The sequence below is a fragment of the Nocardia sp. CNY236 genome (assembly GCF_000482385.1).
In the GTDB taxonomy this organism is placed as follows: Bacteria; Actinomycetota; Actinomycetes; order Mycobacteriales; family Mycobacteriaceae; genus Nocardia.
In genome coordinates, this window is record NZ_AXVD01000021.1 from 84,386 (window position 1) to 101,704 (window position 17,319).

Annotated in this window: 13 protein-coding genes and 1 riboswitch; of the genes, 7 read left to right on the forward strand and 6 right to left on the reverse strand. The window is 64.7% G+C overall.

Annotated elements, in window-relative coordinates; genetic code table 11:
* Positions 1-8 precede the first annotated feature (8 nt).
* The 3 genes from K940_RS28295 to K940_RS0113885 all read left to right on the forward strand — a co-directional run bounded on the left by K940_RS28295 (position 9) and on the right by K940_RS0113885 (position 3,483).
* Complete coding sequence (locus K940_RS28295; RefSeq protein ID WP_231390367.1) at positions 9-959, forward strand: 3-methyladenine DNA glycosylase; 951 nt, start codon at positions 9-11, stop codon at positions 957-959.
* Positions 960-1,315: 356 nt separating this feature from the next.
* A complete protein-coding gene (locus K940_RS0113880; protein ID WP_051407185.1) occupies positions 1,316-2,821 on the forward strand; it encodes an LVIVD repeat-containing protein in 1,506 nt (501 codons plus the stop codon).
* Positions 2,822-2,823: 2 nt separating this feature from the next.
* The gene (locus K940_RS0113885; RefSeq protein WP_028478045.1) at positions 2,824-3,483 is read left to right on the forward strand and encodes a DUF305 domain-containing protein; all 660 of its coding nucleotides are present in this window, start codon (positions 2,824-2,826) and stop codon (positions 3,481-3,483) included.
* A gap of 85 nt (positions 3,484-3,568) precedes the next feature.
* On the opposite strand, the gene K940_RS0113890 is transcribed toward K940_RS0113885, so the two are convergent.
* On the reverse strand, positions 3,569-5,749 hold the full coding sequence (locus tag K940_RS0113890) for a malate synthase G (protein ID WP_028478046.1): 2,181 nt from the start codon (positions 5,747-5,749) through the stop codon (positions 3,569-3,571).
* 261 nt (positions 5,750-6,010) lie between these two features.
* On the opposite strand from K940_RS0113890, the gene K940_RS0113895 reads away from it, so the two are divergent.
* The 4 genes from K940_RS0113895 (at position 6,011) to K940_RS0113915 (ending at position 10,400) form a co-directional block, all read left to right on the forward strand.
* The gene (locus tag K940_RS0113895) at positions 6,011-6,649 is read left to right on the forward strand and encodes a TetR/AcrR family transcriptional regulator (protein WP_028478047.1); all 639 of its coding nucleotides are present in this window, start codon (positions 6,011-6,013) and stop codon (positions 6,647-6,649) included.
* A gap of 2 nt (positions 6,650-6,651) precedes the next feature.
* A complete protein-coding gene (locus K940_RS0113900) occupies positions 6,652-7,941 on the forward strand; it encodes an acyl-CoA dehydrogenase family protein (protein WP_028478048.1) in 1,290 nt (429 codons plus the stop codon).
* 394 nt (positions 7,942-8,335) lie between these two features.
* Positions 8,336-8,605, forward strand: coding sequence for a WhiB family transcriptional regulator (locus tag K940_RS31625; RefSeq protein WP_081706353.1), 270 nt, complete (start codon positions 8,336-8,338; stop codon positions 8,603-8,605).
* 130 nt (positions 8,606-8,735) lie between these two features.
* Positions 8,736-10,400 carry a substrate-binding domain-containing protein gene (locus K940_RS0113915; protein WP_196812197.1) on the forward strand — a complete coding sequence of 555 codons (1,665 nt, stop codon included), beginning with the start codon at positions 8,736-8,738 and terminating at the stop codon, positions 10,398-10,400.
* A 54-nt stretch (positions 10,401-10,454) separates the two neighbouring features.
* Here K940_RS0113915 and gcvP read toward each other — a convergent pair whose 3' ends face one another.
* From gcvP to K940_RS0113945, 5 genes are all read right to left on the reverse strand, one after another.
* A complete protein-coding gene (gene gcvP / locus K940_RS0113920) occupies positions 10,455-13,286 on the reverse strand; it encodes an aminomethyl-transferring glycine dehydrogenase (RefSeq protein ID WP_369797506.1) in 2,832 nt (943 codons plus the stop codon).
* 154 nt (positions 13,287-13,440) lie between these two features.
* Positions 13,441-13,540, reverse strand: a riboswitch (glycine riboswitch).
* Positions 13,541-13,636: 96 nt separating this feature from the next.
* The gene (locus K940_RS28300) at positions 13,637-14,989 is read right to left on the reverse strand and encodes a M14 family zinc carboxypeptidase (protein ID WP_196812198.1); all 1,353 of its coding nucleotides are present in this window, start codon (positions 14,987-14,989) and stop codon (positions 13,637-13,639) included.
* 111 nt (positions 14,990-15,100) lie between these two features.
* On the reverse strand, positions 15,101-15,658 hold the full coding sequence (locus K940_RS0113935; protein ID WP_304412481.1) for a MerR family transcriptional regulator: 558 nt from the start codon (positions 15,656-15,658) through the stop codon (positions 15,101-15,103).
* A 185-nt stretch (positions 15,659-15,843) separates the two neighbouring features.
* Positions 15,844-16,317, reverse strand: coding sequence for a bifunctional nuclease family protein (locus tag K940_RS0113940; RefSeq protein ID WP_028478053.1), 474 nt, complete (start codon positions 16,315-16,317; stop codon positions 15,844-15,846).
* Between the two features lie 157 nt (positions 16,318-16,474).
* Positions 16,475-17,233 carry a MerR family transcriptional regulator gene (locus K940_RS0113945; RefSeq protein ID WP_155980868.1) on the reverse strand — a complete coding sequence of 253 codons (759 nt, stop codon included), beginning with the start codon at positions 17,231-17,233 and terminating at the stop codon, positions 16,475-16,477.
* Positions 17,234-17,319 lie beyond the last annotated feature (86 nt).

Consider the following 17,319-nt stretch of genomic DNA (forward strand, 5'->3'; position numbering starts at 1 on the left):
GTGACCACGTGACCGTCCGAATACTGACCGGTCCGCGCTGGCGGTCGGCCGCTGCCGCACACCACGCCCGACTCGACCAGGTGGCCGGCGCCTACTTCGCACGACGAGCCCGGGGCCTACCGCACCCGGTGATCGACTTCCTGTTCACCTATTACGGTCACAAGCCTGCCCGATTACGGCGTTGGCACCCGGGCTATGGGATCGGGCTAGCGGACGCCGCCGAATACGAGGGGGTGCGCGGATATCGCCGCGTCGGTGCAAACGACATCGCGCGCGAGTACGTGGGCGCGGCGAGCGAGTCGAGGCCCGGGGCCGTCTTCGCGGTCGACTCCGCCTTTCTGGCCAAGCGCCACGACACTCTCGTCTTCATCGCGGATCTATTGCGCGCTACCGTGTCCCGACCTGCGCATTTGTCCTGCTTCGGTTTACACGAGTGGGCGATGGTGTATCGCACCGAGGCCATCCGCCACCAGCAGGTGCCCTTGCGACTGGGGCGTGCGGCCACCGATGCTGTGGTCGAATCGATGTCGCTGCGCTGTACACATTTCGATGCCTACCGCTTCTTCACCCCGGCAGCCGTCGGCCGCAACAGTGAACCACTGACTCGCGCCGACCAGATCCAGCGGGAACAACCCGGCTGCCTCCATGCGAACATGGACTTGTACAAGTGGGGGGTCAAGCTGGTTCCGCTGATTTCCTCGGAACTGCTGATGGATTGCTTCGAGTTGGCTTGCGCCGCCCGCGAACTCGATATGCGTGCCAGCCCGTATGATCTGTCCGAATACGGCTACCTGCCGATCCCGATCGAAACACCGGCAGGACGGGCAGATTACGTCCGGCAACAGTCGACACTCTCCGGCCGCGGGAACATCCTTCGACTGCGTCTGCTGGAGAACATAGAAGCGCTGCGGGCACAGACTCGGGAAGCGGCACAGACTCGGGAAGCCTCACGATCGTAGCGCCGGCTCCGCCGCCGTGCTGGCAGCGGTACGCGACCCGGCGTGATTCGGTGTCTGTGACGAACCGTTGGTTCCGGCCGAAGACAGCGCCACTTCCGGTGTATCACGATCGTCGCTGCAGGCACGCGTCATGGAGCAGGCGCACGGGAGAACCGGGTGTGTGAACTGGGAATTCGCCGAAACCAACCCCGGAGTCGGTGAGCCCCATTACCATTCGACATGTGCCATGGACTGTCCCAGTCACTGCGCACCTGCACTCCGATGACGAAGTTGGGGGGGACGCAACGATGCTCCCAATGACTCGATTCTGCCGCGCAAAACTAGTGACCACGTTCACCATCGGCATCCTGACGGCGATGCTATTGCCCTCGAGCGTATCGGCCGCACCCCAGCCCGACCTCCAGAACAACGTCCGAGAGTTCCTCGATGTCGGGCGCAGCTCGGTCCCCCGGGCGGACTGCGGCCCGGGCTCGGCTCCGGAAAGCGGATTGCAGGGCGACGTCCCCGCTGCCGACCGCGACAGCGGGCGTAGCACACAGGGCTACCGCTGCAACATGTCCTTCGTCGGCGGATTCCCTGGTCGTGGCGGTGGCATCACATCCACAAGTTTCGAGCACTGCGCCTACCTCGGTTCCGTTCTTCCCGGTAGCCTGATGAACGAGCAGCGCGGCGTTCAAGTGATCGACGTGTCCGATCCGGCCAACCCACGCCCGACGGTCACCCTGGCCGAACCTGCGATGCTCGCCGGCACCTGGGAAAGCCTGAAGGTGAACCCCAGGCGAAAGCTCTTGGTAGGCACCGGTGTCCCGACGTTGGTAGGCGCGGGATATCTATCGGTGTACGACATTTCCGATTGTGCCTACCCGCGGCTGCTCAACCCGGGTCCAGGGACGAATCTGCTCATGCCGTTGCCGATCACAACCCACGAGGGAGGCTTCTCTCCTGACGGAAACACCTACTGGGCGTCGGGACTCGTCCCGGGCTTCCTCAGCGCGGTGGACCTCACCGATCCGACGAACCCGCGCGTGATCTGGCAGGGAATGACCGGCATCGAGGCGCACGGGTTCGGCATCAGCCCCGACGGCAATCGAATGTACCTCTCTGCACTGGGCGGATTCACCGTGCTCGACATCAGCGCAGTGCAGCGACGCGACCCGAATCCTCTGGTACCCCAGATGGGCCGGGTGTTCTGGACCGACGGCTGGGCGACGCAACACAGCGTTCCGGTCACCTATGCCGGCAAGCCCTACCTCTACACCGTCGACGAGGGCGGTTCCGGTGGTGTCAAACTCATCGATCTCTCCGACGAAACCGCCCCGCGGGTGGCCAACAAGATCAAGCTGGAGATCAATCTACCGCAACACATCGACAGCAATGTCGGCTCGTCCATGGGTGGTGCGGCCTTCGCGTACGAATCGCACTACTGCGCCGCCGACCGAGAGTACAACCCCACCGCGCTGGCTTGTGGCTGGATCTCCTCGGGAATACGGGTCTTCGACATCCGTGATCCCTATGCCATTCGTGAAATTGCCTATTACAACCCCCCAGCACGCACCGGCCAGAACCCGAACCTATGGAATTCACCCCACGCGCTGGCTTCCAACATCGGAATTCCGTTGATGAGTACACCGTCGGTCCTGCGATCGGTGTTGGAAGGGCAGTTCGACCCGCTCGACGCCACCACCTCGCGTACCGGAAATCTCGTAGGCGGCGACCTGTCCACCGACTGGTGCTTCTCACCGCCCGAGTGGCGCGGCTCGCAACTCTACGTCTCGTGCTCGGACAACGGATTCATGGTGCTGCAATTGGACAACAACGTGTACTCGCCACCGTCGGATCAGCGGTCGGTGGTCGGGTCGTAGCGATGTCGCCGCGAATGCTCACCGCAGCCACAGCTTCAGTGATCCTCATGCTGCTCGTGCTCGGCGCCGCACTACGACCGCTGGTTCTTCCGGAAAGCGGTTCGACACCACCGATTCTCACCACTACGGAAATCGGCTTCGTGCAGGATATGACCGTGCACCATCAACAAGCACTGATCATGGTGCAGCGACTCGACAGCGCCGTCGATCCGACGATCCGCCGGCTGGCCGAACAGATCGACCACACTCAGCATGTGGAGATCGGCACGATGCTCGGGTGGCTGCGTCTCGCCGACGCGGCCCCGGTCTCCACGCATCCAATGGCGTGGATGCATACCACCGAACCCGTGGCTCATGGACATCGGAAGGCGGTCTCGGCGAACCCGGGGACGGCCGATGCCGCAGCAAGCATGCCGGGTATGGCGAGCACCGCGGAACTCGACGCATTGGCCGCAGCACGCGGGCTGGAGGCCGAAATCCTGTTCCTACAGTTGATGATGCGCCATCACGAGGGCGGCATCGTCATGGCGCAGGCCATCGACGAGCTCGTGGAATCCGGCCCGGTCAAGCAGATCGCCCGCTCCATGATCCATGCGCAGAGTCAGGAGGTGGGGCTGATGGGCATACTGCTGATGCAACGCGGCGCGGAGCCGATGCAGTGATCGGTCGCCGAGGTCGACGCTCACCGATGCCCCGCAACGTACGAATCCCCCGGTCTCGGACCGGGGGATTCGTACTACACACAGATCAGACGGTGGCCCTAGCCTTCGCCTCCCGGCGTCGCCGATGCAGAATCGGCTCGGTATAGCCGTTGGGCTGCTCGGTACCTTCCAGGATCAGTTCCTTGGCCGCCTGGAAAGCGATACTCCCCTCGAAATCCGGCGCCATGGCGCGATAGCTGGAGTCGCCGGCATTCTGCCGGTCCACCACGGGGGCCATCCGTTCCAGACTCGCCACCACCTCGTCACGTGTGACGACGCCATGGCGCAGCCAGTTCGCCATCAGCTGACTCGAAATGCGCAGGGTCGCACGGTCTTCCATCAGTGCGACATCCTTGATGTCGGGCACCTTGGAACAGCCGACGCCTTGGTCGATCCACCGCACCACGTAGCCGAGGATCGACTGCGAGTTGTTGTCCAGCTCCTGCTGCTTGTGCTCGTCGGTCCAGTTCGGTTCCACCGCCAACGGAACCTGCAGTATCTGGTCCACTGTGGCGCGTCGACCGCCCTTGGCGATCTCCCGCTGCCGCTGGAAGACGTCGACCAGGTGGTAATGGGTTGCGTGCAGCGTCGCGGCGGTCGGCGAAGGAACCCACGCGGTGTTCGCCGCGGCGCGCGGGTGACCGATCTTCTGCGCGAGCATGTCGGCCATCAGGTCCGGCATGGCCCACATGCCCTTGCCGATCTGCGCCTTGCCGGGTAGTCCCGCGGCCAGGCCGGTGTCGACATTCCAGTCCTCGTAGGACAGGATCCACTGTTGCGACTTCATATCCGCCTTGCGCACCATCGGCCCGGCCTCCATCGAGGTGTGGATCTCGTCGCCGGTGCGATCGAGGAAGCCGGTGTTGATGAACACGACACGCTCCGCAGCGGCCTGGATGCACGCTGCGAGGTTCACTGTGGTCCTGCGTTCTTCGTCCATGATGCCGACCTTGAGCGTGTTGCGGTCCAGCCCGAGCACATCCTCGATTCGGCCGAACAACTCGGTGGTGAACGCGACTTCGTCCGGGCCGTGCATCTTCGGTTTCACGATGTAGACCGATCCGGTGCGGCTGTTGGCCAAGGCCGCATCACCGAGAAGGCTGTGCTTGGCGATCAGCGAGGTGATCAGCCCATCCATGATACCTTCTGGCACCTCGTTACCCGCGGGGTCGAGAATTGCATCGGAGGTCATCAGATGACCGACATTGCGCACGAACAACAGCGACCGTCCGTGCAGCGCCAGTTCACCGCCCTTCACCGCGGTATAGACCCGATCGGGGTTCATGGTGCGAGTGAAGGTCTGCTCACCTTTGGTGACCTTCTCGGCGAGGTCACCCCGCATCAGGCCGAGCCAGTTGTGGTAACACAACACCTTGTCCTCGGCATCCACGGCGGCCACGGAGTCCTCGAAATCCATGATCGTCGTGACGGCCGACTCCAGCACGACATCCTCGACGCCCGCGGTATCGGTGGCGCCGACGGCCGAATCCGCATCGATCCGAATCTCGATGTGCAGGCCATTGTGCTTCAGCAACACAGCGCTCGGCGCCTGCGGCTCGCCGCGGTATCCGACCAACTGCGTCGCGTCGGCCAGCCCGATACTGGTGCCGTCCTCCAGGCCGACCTCCAGCTCACCGTCGACGATCTTGTAGTACCTCGATCCAATATGTGAACCGGTGATCAAGGTGACCGCGTCGTCGAGGAAGTTGCGCGCCCACTCGATGACCTTGTCGCCACGCACCCTGTTGTAGCCGCCGGCGCGCGTCGCGCCGTTGTCCTCACCGATGACATCGGTGCCATACAACGCGTCGTACAGCGATCCCCACCGTGCATTGGCCGCATTGATCGCGAACCGCGCGTTCATCACCGGCACCACGAGTTGCGGGCCCGCGGTGGCGGCGATTTCGTCATCCACGTTCTGAGTGGAGATCTGGAAGTCGGTGGGCTCGGGACGGAGGTAACCGATCTCGGTCAGAAAATTCTTGTACGCGGCCCTGTCGTAGTCCGCTCCAGGGTGATCGGCGTGCCACGCGTCGATTCTGCGCTGGATTTCATCACGTTCGGCCAGCAAAGCGCGGTTGCGCGGGGCGAGATCGGTGATGACCTGCTCGGCGCCAGCCCAGAATGTGGCGGAATCCACGCCGGAACCGGGGAGCGCCTCGTTCTCGATGAACTCGTGGAGAACGGTGGCCACCTGCAGCCCGCCGACCTGAGTCCGCTGTGTCATCTACTGCCTCACTTCCGAGAAAGCCGAGTGGGAAAACACCGCCATGTTACCCGCGGGTAGTGGCGTCGCGGGGTATGGGTCGTCGTGCACACCGTCCGCCCTCTTCCGCCGCAGTAACCGGGCCGGCACGCCGGCACTGGACGAACGCTTCCTCGGCAGGACTACCACGATCGGCCGGACGGCCCCTTGATCATAGCGCGCACACCATCTAATGTACCGTCCAGAACATTTCATCTGGATCGGGAGTTCGGTACCACGCCCATGACCACCCCGGCGCGCAGACGAGGCCGCCCGCCCTCCGCCGAATCGAGCGCGCGCGACACGAAGGAACGCATCGTGCGGGCGGCCATCGAACTGTTCGCCGAGCAGGGCTTCCACGCCACCAGCGTGGCCGAGATCGGTGCGCGCGCCGATGTGCAACGGGGAGCGCTGTATTACCACATCGGCTCCAAAGAGGAGCTGCTCTGGCAGATCCTGCGCGACTACACCCAGGTGATGCTCGTCGACGCCGAACGGATCGCCAACGGTCACGAGGATCCGATCACCATGTTGGACGAACTGATCCACAGTCATATCCGACTGATCGTTCGCCACCGGCGGGAAGTGGCTGTTCAGCTTCGTGATCTCGGTGCGTTGACCGGCACACGCGCCGCAGAACTCCAAGATCTGCGCGACCGCATCCAGCACTGCTGGCAGCGGGTCATCGATGCCGGCTACACCGAGAAGAAGCTCCACACGAACGACCACGTGGTGGCCAACAGTGTGCTCGGCATGCTCAACATGGTGGCGCTCTGGTACCGACCGCACGGTGATCACTCGCCCGACGAGATCGCCGGGATCGTGGCCACCACGCTGCTCGACGGCGTGGCTACCGACTCCGCCCGCAACACGAAAGGCTGACCATGGCGTGGGATTTCGAAACCGAACCGGAATACCGAGACAAACTGGAATGGGCGGCCGAGTTCGTCCGCACCCAAGTGGAACCACTCGACCTGCTCTATCCCAACCCGTACGACCGCACCGACCGTGAGGCAATGTCGCTCATGGGTCCACTCAAGGATGCGGTCAAACAGCAGGGTCTGTGGGCCTGTCATCTCGGGCCGGAATTGGGTGGTCCGGGCTACGGGCAGTTGAAGCTGGCGTTGCTCAACGAGGTGCTGGGTACGTCGGTATGGGCGCCGTCGGTCTTCGGTTGCCAGGCACCGGATTCCGGAAATGCGGAGATTCTCGCCCACTACGGCACCCCCGAGCAGAAGAAGACCTACCTCGACCCGCTCTTGGCCGGTGAGGTCGGCTCCTGCTACGTGATGACCGAGCCGACAGGGGGATCGGATCCGACTCTCTTCCGCACCCGCGCGGTACGCGACGGCGATCACTGGGTGATCAACGGCGAGAAGTGGTTCAATTCGAACGCACAGTTCGCCAGCTTCCACATCGTGATGGTGGTGACCAACCCGGATGTCAGCCCATATCGCGGCATGTCCATGTTCATCGTGCCGGCCGACGCTCCCGGACTGGAAATCGTCAAGAACTTTCACGTGCCCGGATTCAGCGAACACGAGGGCCACCTGCGCTTCACCGACGTGCGCGTCCCCGCAGACCACCTGTTGGGGACCGAAGGAGAAGGCTTCGCGGTCGCCCAGACTCGGCTCGGTGGCGGCCGTGTGCATCACGCAATGCGCACAGTCGCCTTGGTGCGCAAAGCGTTCGACATGATGGCCGAACGAGCGGTGTCACGTCCGATGCGCGGCGGCCCGCTGGCGGGGCTACAGATGACCCAGGAGCGGATCGCGGACAGCTGGATCGAGATGGAACAGTTCCGATTACTCGTACTGCGCACGGCATGGCGTATCGACAAAGAGCAAGACTATCGGAAGGTGCGCAAGGACATCGCTGCCATCAAGGTCGCGATGCCCACGGTGATGCACAATGTCGCCCAACGCGCACTGCACCTGCACGGCGCGATCGGGGTCAGCCGAGACCTACCATTCATGGACATGCTCGGCTACGCCGAGGTCATGGCCATCGCCGATGGGCCGACCGAGGTACACAAGATCACCCTCGCGAAGGAATTGCTGCGCGACTATTCGCCGGCCGACCCGGTATATCCGAGCGGCTACCGACCCGCCCTGCGCAACAAGGCGCGTGAGCTCGTGGCCCAGCGCCTCGAACACGTCGTCGGGAACCTCTGAACAGCCGAACACATTTCACAGCGGGTCCGGTCCACCCACCCGGCGACCCACCGAGCCGTCGTCGTCGACGGAAAATTCACCCGACAGCGGCGAAACTCTGTGCCACCATGGTTTCCCGGGCCACCATGATTCCGGGTCACCCTGGACTTCGGATCGATGAGAAAGATCCGAGCCAGACCACCACATCGCGAGAGCTCACCGAGCAATGGGAGGAGGAGCGGCAGTGATTCAGGATTCGATACGACGAATGCACGCAGAACCGACACGATCGACGAGCACGGGCGACGCATTCGGAATGTCGATGAATGCTCGAAGCAACGAACCGGACGACTGCCGCCGCCAGGAACTCGGCTGAGCGCCGATTCCACCCAACGCCAACCCGGAGAAATGCGCGATGACTCGCCCTGCGAATGCCGCTGTGCCGACGACCCTGATCGGTCTGCTGCCACTCTCGGACTCCCGGGGGTGGCAGCATGCCTCGTGTCGCGCCGACCCCGACCACGAGGCCTGGTTTCCTCACCCGTCTCAGGACTTCGACCATGCCAGGACAATCTGCGCGCAGTGCCCGATCTTCGATGCGTGCGGTGATTTCGCGTCCCGCACAGGACAATCCGGCGTCTGGGGCGGGCGCGAATTCGACCGGGGGCGCGTGGTTCGCCGATGAGGCATGCACCGACGAGACGTCCACCACAGATCTCGGGCTCGCGATCGTGGTCTGCCGCGACTCGTCGGGCCGCGCAGCGCGCGGGAACCTCGCCGACCGAGCTCGACACGGGTGACCATACACTGAAACCGTGGGTAGTCATCGCAGCGGAACCCGGTCCCGGGGGGTCAGCAAAGGTCCGGTTATCGCAGTGGTGGCCATCACATTGCTGGTCGCGACCGTCATTGGCTGGTTGCAGCTGCGCGATCGCGCGGCCGATCAAGTGGGCGCGGCAGCCGCCGAGTGTGTGGCAGGTGTCTCGACGCTGCACGTGACCGCGGACCCGGGCATCGCAGCCCCGGTACAAGCCGTTGCCGAACGCTACAACGCAACCCGTCCGCAGGTCCGTGACCATTGCGCACGGGTCGTGGTGACGGCGCAACCGTCCGCAGCGATCGTCTCGGCGTTCGGCAGCGGCGACCCGTGGGATGACGCGCTGGGTCCGCAGCCGGCGCTGTGGATCGCCGATTCGACCCGCTCGATCGAGTCCATGCGAGTCCCGGGCCTGATCGAAGGGACACCCGTCTCGGTGGCCGCAAGCCCGATCGTGCTCGCCGTACCTGCAGAGTTGGGTCGTGCGATGGAGCAGGCCGAGACGTCCTGGGCCGATCTGCCACGCCTCCAAAACGATGGTCTCGCAGAACTCGGCTTGTCCGGCTGGGGCGGTCTACGCCTGGCCCTTCCGGATGGTGACTCCACGCTGGCGGTCGCGGCAGCTGTCGGCGGGGTCGTGTCCGGTGTCGATCCGATCAGCGTGCAGGCGGCGCAGTCCGGTCAGGTGGTATCGGCCATTTCCACGCTGGCCGCTCACGCGCCGGAGGCGTCCGACACAGCGGCCACGCTGTCATCGGTCGCGCCACGGGAGGCGTCGGTGCACGCGGTCGCCACCAGCGAACAGCAATTGGCCGATCACTCGGGGCTGGTCGGATATCGTCCGCCGGGCTCGTCGCCGATAGCGGACCATCCGGCCGCGGTGATGTCCGGGACTTGGGTGGACGATACGCAGAATCTTCTCGCCGGACTGTTCACCGACTACCTGCGGCAACCGCAATGGGTGCAGACTTTCCGAGAGGCCGGTTTCAGTGACTCCCCGCAGGCCGAGGTCGCCGTCCCGTCACGAGCTGCGCTGGACGCGCTGCGCGCTACCATGGCGAACCCGGTTCTGGGGTTGCGCTCCACCGTGTTGGTCGATGCATCCGCATCGATGAGGACCGCAGAGGGCGCGACCACTCGACTGTCGAACGTTCTGACCGCGTTGACGTCCACAATGACGGTGATGCCGCCAGAATTCGGCCTCGGCGTGTGGACTTTCGGCGAGAACCTCGACAGCGCCGCCCCCTTTCGGATGGCGGCTCCGACCGCCTTGCTCACCGCCGACCAGCGAACGACTCTCGGTAGCGAACTCGGTGCCATACGTCCTGGAACCAACCACGTCGACCAGGCATATCTGTCACTGATCGCCGCCTACGACACCGCCGTCGCCGACTACGCCCCCGGCCGCACCAATTCGATACTGGTGATCACCGATGGACCCGACGACGGTTCGGCGGTGACCGACGATCAGTTGGTCGCCCGCATCGCCGCGGCGACCGACGAATCGCGTCCGGTCCGTATCGATGTGATCGTGGTCGGCGGCACGGGCAGCCAGACCCTCCAGACCCTGACCGAGCAGACCGGCGGCAGCTACGACCACCTCGCCACGTCCGACGACATCGACTTCGGCTCCGCTGTCGTCCGTGCACTCACCACTCCATAACATCGGCGCCGCGCTCGCTCGCGACGCCTGCAAGAGCGAAGCGCGCCACACCACCTACTGTGCGAACTCTGCCACCGGCGGACACGAGCACATCAGGTTTCGGTCACCGTATGCGCCGTCGATGCGGCGTACCGGCGGCCACACCTTCGCCCGGGCATGCCCGAGACCGCGTGGAAAGACCGCAACCTCGCGGCTATAAGGGTGGTCCCACGCCCCGACCAGGGACGCCGCAGTGTGTGGCGCCCCGCGCAAGGGATTGTCGGTCACCGGCCACACGCCGGCGGCAACCTGATCGATCTCTGCGCGAATGGCGATCATCGCCTCGATGAAATCATCGAGTTCGGCACGGTTTTCACTCTCGGTCGGCTCCACCATCAGGGTGCCCGCAACCGGGAAGCTCATCGTCGGAGCGTGGAATCCATAGTCCATCAAACGTTTTGCCACATCATCGACAGTGACGCCGGTTTGCCTGGTGATCTCGCGCAGATCCAAGATGCACTCGTGTGCCACCATGCCGTGCTCACCGGTATAGAGAACCGGGAAGTACCCTTCGAGACGACGCGCGATGTAGTTCGCCGAGGCGATCGCGGTCAGTGTCGCGCGACGTAATCCGTCGGCGCCCATCATGCGAATGTAGGCCCAGGTGATCGGCAGGATCGAAGCCGAACCGTAGTTCGCTGCCGATACCGCGTGCGACGACGCTTCCAGCGGGTCACCCGGCAGGTACGGCGCCAAATGAGCGCGGACCGCGACCGGACCGACACCCGGTCCGCCGCCGCCGTGTGGGATACAGAATGTCTTGTGGAGGTTCAAGTGGCTGACGTCGCCGCCGAACCGACCCGGGCGAGCCAGGCCGACCAGGGCATTGAGGTTCGCACCGTCGACATAGACCTGCCCGCCCGCATCGTGCACCAGCGAACACAACTCGGCGATCTCGTGTTCGTACACGCCGTGGGTCGAGGGGTAGGTGATCATGATGCAGGCCAATCGAGCCGCGTGGTCGGCAATCTTGGCACGAAGATCGTCCAGGTCCACGTCTCCGTTGTCCCGGCACTTCACCACCTCGACGCGTAGCCCGGCCATGACCGCCGACGCCGCGTTCGTACCGTGCGCACTGGATGGAATCAGACAGGTGTCGCGTTCGGAATCGCCACGGTCCAGATGATATCGCCGAATTGCCAATAATCCGGCGTACTCGCCTTGGCTGCCCGCGTTGGGCTGAAGGCTCACCGCGGCATACCCGGTGATGTCCGACAGCCAACGCTCCAGATCCGCAATCACCTGCAGCAGACCCGGCGCGTCCTGCGCGGGCGCATACGGGTGCACTCGGGCGAAACCAGGCCAGGTGATGGCCTCCATCTCCGCGGCAGCGTTGAGCTTCATCGTGCACGAGCCGAGTGGAATCATGCTGCGGTCCAATGCAATGTCCTTGTCGGACAGCGAACGCAGATAGCGCACCATGGCCGTCTCGGTGTGGTACTGCGTGAACGCCGGGTGGGCGAGGAACTCCGAGGTACGAGTCTCGATGGCGGCGATCGGTGCGGGCTGCGCCGACTCGGACACCGGCTGCGCCGACTCGGACACCGCCGCGGTGCCGAAGGATTCGAGTACGGCCGCGACGTGCGCCTGCGTCGTCGCCTCGTCACACGCGATACCGACATGGTCGGCATCGACCAATCGTAGGTTGATACCGCGCGATTTCGCCTTCGCCACGACGGCGTCCGCACTACCGGGCACATGCACGAGGACCGTGTCGAAGAACTGGTCGTGCACCACGGCCCCGTCCAACCCGGTGGCGATGGAAACAGCGTGCCCGTGCACCCTACGGGCAATGGCGCGCAAACCATCGGCGCCGTGGTAGGCGGCGTACATCGCGGCCACGATCGCCAGTAGCACCTGTGCGGTACAGATATTGGAGGTTGCCTTCTCTCGGCGAATGTGTTGCTCGCGCGTCTGGAGGGCGAGTCGGTAGGCGATATCGCCGTCCGCGTCCATCGAAACACCGACGAGACGACCGGGCAGCTGACGCGCGTGTGCGCGCCGCACCGCGAGGTACCCGGCATGGGGACCGCCGAAACCGAGCGGGACACCGAAACGCTGAGTGGCGCCGAAACAGACATCGGCGCCCTGTTCGCCTGGCGGCGTAATGAGCGTCAGAGCCAATAGATCCGCACCAACCGCGACCAACGCGCCACGCTCGTGCGCCGCCTGGACGACACCGGTCCAGTCCGAAACCCGGCCCGACGCCCCCGGTGTTTGCGCCAACACGCCGAAGAACTCTCCGCTGGGCAGCTCACCACCGGACAGGTCTGCCGGCACGATCTCGATGCCCGCCGATTCCGCCCTGGTCTGCAACACCGACCTGGTCTGCGGGAACACATCCGTGTCGACGACCAGGCGAAAGGACTCCGCTTTGCTGGCCCGGCGCAGCAACGTCATCGCCTCGGCGGCCGCGGTTGCTTCATCGAGCATCGAGGCGTTGGCGATGTCCATGCCGGTCAGCTCCGACACCATGGTTTGAAAGTTGAGCAGCGCCTCGAGCCTGCCTTGGCTGATCTCGGGCTGGTAGGGCGTATAGGCGGTGTACCACGCCGGGTTCTCCAACAGGTTGCGTACCAGCACCGGCGGAGTCAGTGTGTCGTAGTAGCCCAGCCCGATCATCGAGGTGGCCACGGTGTTGGCCTTCGCGAGCTCGGCCAGTTCGGCGAGCACCTCGTGCTCGGTAGCCGCAGCGGGAAGTCCTTCCAGACCCCCACCATCCATGATTCCCGCTGGCAGCGCCCTGGATGCCAGATCTTCGAGCGCTTGCACACCAAGGGTGACCAGCATCTGGTCCAGGTCGTCTCGGCCGGGGCCGATATGGCGGTCGGCGAATGAGCGAGTCACAGTGTCTCCCAGGGTCGGGGAGTCGACCGCGCGGCCGACAGTTCCAGCCCTCCCCCTCTGTCGTGGCGCCTGAGAGATTCGGGTACCACGACCGGTGGCCGAGACCCTTTCCCCGTGGGCGGGCGGCCACAAGCCACCGCTTTCCAGAGACGCCGAACACCGAACGGTCCTGTTTGCCTGAGAGATTGACGGGGAGGTGCTGCTCCTTCGGCGCCCGGACCCATTCGAGGCCGAGACTCTCCCGCACGGCGGCGACGCACCGCTAGTCTATGTCGACGCCGATCGATGAGTGTGCAGGGGGCTGTCGGCTCGCCGTGTCGTTCTCGTCACACCCAGCAGGTCGAACGCTGTCAAATCGGCAGACCATCACGCAGCCTCGTCGCTGCGAGCATCACCGACGCCGCTTGCAGGCGGACCATATGCTCCAACGGTAGCGCGACGCCGGGCGCGTTCTGCTCGATGTCGGCGCACCACTGGTCGAACAGCGCCGCGAAACGCGCGCGCTCGGACCGCACCGCCGGCGCGGCTGCTCGACGGCATTCGTCTTCGAGCAGCTGCAAAAGCATGCCCCCCAACCTGAGGCGAAGCATTGCCACCCAGTGATAGCGCTCGAGGAAGATCTCCGCCCGAGTCGCGACCCGCGTGCGGTCCAGCACCGCTCGCCTGGTCTGCGCCAGCCCGGGCAGCGCCGCGACGAGTGCCCGCACCGACCTCTCGAACGGGCTGTGCCCGCTCAACCCGTCACCGAGGCGGTGCAGCACATTGGCAGCGACACCCGCCAGTGCGCGCACCTCGGCTGCCGTGGCGTCGAGCAGGTCACCCAGCATCGTGTCGCCGGCCGAGTCGTCCACGACGCGAGGATCGATCCACAGCGGCACTTCACAGACCAGGACTGCGCTACCGTAGCGCGCCGCATAGTCGTGGCACCCGCCCCCGCCCAAGGCCCCGACCGCGTCGACCCCTCGACTGGCCAACACATCGGCCATCGGCGCGAACAGCGGCAACTCGAAGACCCCCGGCGCCAAGACGCGCGCGCTGGGCACGTCGGGTTTGCCGGTGTAGAGCGGAACGTTCTCGGCCGCGAGCCGATCGGTCAACGCGAACCAATAGTCGGGATCGCCACCAGTGGTGTAGAAGAACCCACCACCGAACTCTGCATTGTGCAGCGATGCGATCAGCGCGGGGCGAGTCCGGTCGATCAGCGTCATCATGGCCAACGTTTCCGGCAACGGAACCCCGACGCGCCGCTCGCGCCATACCGTTGGAAAGCACCACTCTGGCTGTTCGGTCGCAGGTGGTCGGTACAGCCGGCGCGCGACACCCGTCCTGGTGTGCGGGCCGGCGAACCACCGCTCGTTCAACCGAGTTCCATCCGGGTCGACACACAGGAGGAAATGCCAGGTGGCTCCCGCAGTGGCTGCGTCATCGACCACCATCCGTCCGAGCAGATGACGGATCGTCGCCATACCTACCGGTTCGTTGGGATGTGGATTTCCGAACACCAGAATGTGCTGCCCACCCGATCCGATCCGCACCTCGCGAATCGGGTCTCCGGCGCGCGATCTCCCCAGTTCGGTGACCGCCAGCCGGTGCGGGTGTTCGGCGGTCAGTGTGTCGGCGAACTCGTTCAACTCGTCAACCGTCGGAAACGCCCCGACCCGAGCAACCTGCCCGACCAGCCCAGAGACTTCGTCCTGCGGCACGGCCACCACCTTCCACCGGCACCGCCTGCCCGCAACGCCGCTACCCTCCGACTGCACGCCGGCCGGACGCGTATCGCAACGGCGTCCGAATCCCGCGGAGAGAACCGACCGCTAGCCCGTCTTTCGATTCATGCGCGCCTTGCGGCGGAACGACAGCTCGTCTTCCGGACGTTCGGTGACCGCTGAGGCACGCTCGGCAGGGAAATTCGCGATGGCACCGGTCAGTTCCCGCATGGCGCCGCTCACGGCGATGCCGAAGACGCCCTGCCCACCCTGCAGCAGGTCGACGACCTCCTCGGCGGAGGTGCACTCATAGACCGAGGTGCCGTCGGAGAACAGCGTGATCCCTGCAAGATCCTGCACGCCACGGTTGCGCAGATGATCCACGGCGATGCGAATGTTCTGCAGTGAAATGCCTGCGTCGAGCAGGCGCTTGACGATCTTGAGGACCAGGATGTCCTTGAACGAATACAGCCGCTGACTTCCCGAGCCGGCGGCCCCCCTGATCGATGGCGCCACCAATCCCGTGCGCGCCCAATAGTCGAGTTGCCGATAGGTGATTCCCGCCACCTGACATGCACTTGGGACGCGATAACCCACTAGGTCGTCAGGTACCGAATCGTCCGGGAACAGGCCTGGCTGTACGACATCCTGCGATTGCTCTGCCACTGACCACTCCCTTGCTCGCCGACGCATTCCCGCCTCATCGATGACCCGGCTCCATTGCCGACCGAACCAGCATGGATCCGGCCGAAATGGACGCGGCCCAACCGCCGAGATTACTCTCTCCGATTGTCCAGGGAGCGGCCTCGTCGAACCAAACGCGACGCGCGGGAAAAGTCTCGACCTCTTCTTCAGCTATCCGTCGCTTTGAAATCGTCCGGCGACACCGATTCGAGAAACTCCTTGAACTTCTCCACCTCGTCTTCTCGTTCGTCCGGCATCACGAGTCCGGCTTCCTCGAGTACGGATTCTTCGGCGTGAATCGGGCATCCGACCCGCAAAGCAATCGCAACCGAGTCGGACGGTCGCGCGGAAATCCTCATATCATTATCGAAGACCAGATCCGCATAGAAGGTACCCTCCTGCAGATCGACGATCCGGACCTCTTCGAGAGTGTGTCCGAGTTCGGTGATCAAAATCTTGATCAGATCGTGTGTCAACGGCCGAATCGGCGTCACTCCCTCTTGTTCCAGCACGATCGCGGTCGCCTCTGCTTGCCCGATCCAGATCGGAAGATACCGGTCGCCTGCCACCTCACGGAGTAACAGCACGGGCTGGTTCTGTGGCTGCTCGACCCGGATGCCGATCACGCGCATTTCGCTCATCCCACTGCCTCCCATACTCGCCGCCCGCCCGGCATGACTGCTGCAGAGCCCGCCGTACCACGAGTCTAGGCGAACCCACATCCGTACAGCGATCCGTCTCCACTGTCGGCATCGGTCTGCCGAACCCGGCGAATCCACCGGCCCGACACCGGGACGATCAGCCCTCCAGCGAACTCCGGACCGAAGATTTCACCAGGCAGGTGTGCAGCGTCAACGACAGCGCGGCCAGTTCGCGCACGGTCTCCTCCGCCCGCGCCCGCGCCCCAGCGTCTCGGCTCTTCGCGATGGGCGCGGCGATCTGCGCCACCAACGCGGCCTCGCGGTCCGCGGCAAGTTTGAACGCTCGCAAATGGCGTGCCTCCAAACCGAATTCAGCCAGTGCACGTGCGGTTCGGGCCAAGGTGACCGCGTCGTCGCCGAAGTAACCCGCGGCGCTCGGCGCCAGCAGGTTTGCCCGCAGGAGATTGTCGAGGAACTCCTCGTCGATCTCTGCGCGGGCCAGCAGATCCGCTCGGGTGAGCCGAATTTCATGATCGAACCGCAGGTCGTCCGGCGATACCTCGTTCGGAACGACACCCAGTCGCCGTGGCGCCGCGACGGAGAGCGAATCGCGGTCCGAACCCGCTGCGGGCAGACCGGAATCGACCCGCGCACGAGCCTCCCGCACACCGAGCGTCGCCGCGCCGCTGTCGATCGCCTCCAACTGCTCCTTGATCACCTTCAAAGGCAGGTACTGGTCGCGCTGCGCGGTCAGGACGAATCGCAGCCGCTCGATATCTGCGATCGAGAACCTGCGATAGCCCGACGGCGTGCGCTCCGGACGAATCAGGCCCTCTGCTTCCAAGAATCGGATCTTGGAGATCGTGACATCGGGAAAATCGGGACGCAGCAGGTCCAGCACGGAGCCGATCGACATGCCGCCGCGCGCCCACTGCGCCGCACCGGTCACAACTCCAGGCCCTCGATACCCCAGGGCACCGCACGAGCTGTGCGAAGACCCGG

Coding starts and splice junctions, on each gene's coding strand:
- K940_RS0113880 (WP_051407185.1), top strand. CDS start 1,316: ATGCTATTGCCCTCGAGCGTATCGGCCGCACCCCAGCCCGACCTCCAG.
- K940_RS0113885 (WP_028478045.1), top strand. CDS start 2,824: ATGTCGCCGCGAATGCTCACCGCAGCCACAGCTTCAGTGATCCTCATG.
- K940_RS0113890 (WP_028478046.1), bottom strand. CDS start 5,749: ATGACACAGCGGACTCAGGTCGGCGGGCTGCAGGTGGCCACCGTTCTC.
- K940_RS0113895 (WP_028478047.1), top strand. CDS start 6,011: ATGACCACCCCGGCGCGCAGACGAGGCCGCCCGCCCTCCGCCGAATCG.
- K940_RS0113900 (WP_028478048.1), top strand. CDS start 6,652: ATGGCGTGGGATTTCGAAACCGAACCGGAATACCGAGACAAACTGGAA.
- K940_RS31625 (WP_081706353.1), top strand. CDS start 8,336: ATGACTCGCCCTGCGAATGCCGCTGTGCCGACGACCCTGATCGGTCTG.
- K940_RS0113940 (WP_028478053.1), bottom strand. CDS start 16,317: ATGAGCGAAATGCGCGTGATCGGCATCCGGGTCGAGCAGCCACAGAAC.
- K940_RS0113945 (WP_155980868.1), bottom strand. CDS start 17,233: ATGTCGATCGGCTCCGTGCTGGACCTGCTGCGTCCCGATTTTCCCGAT.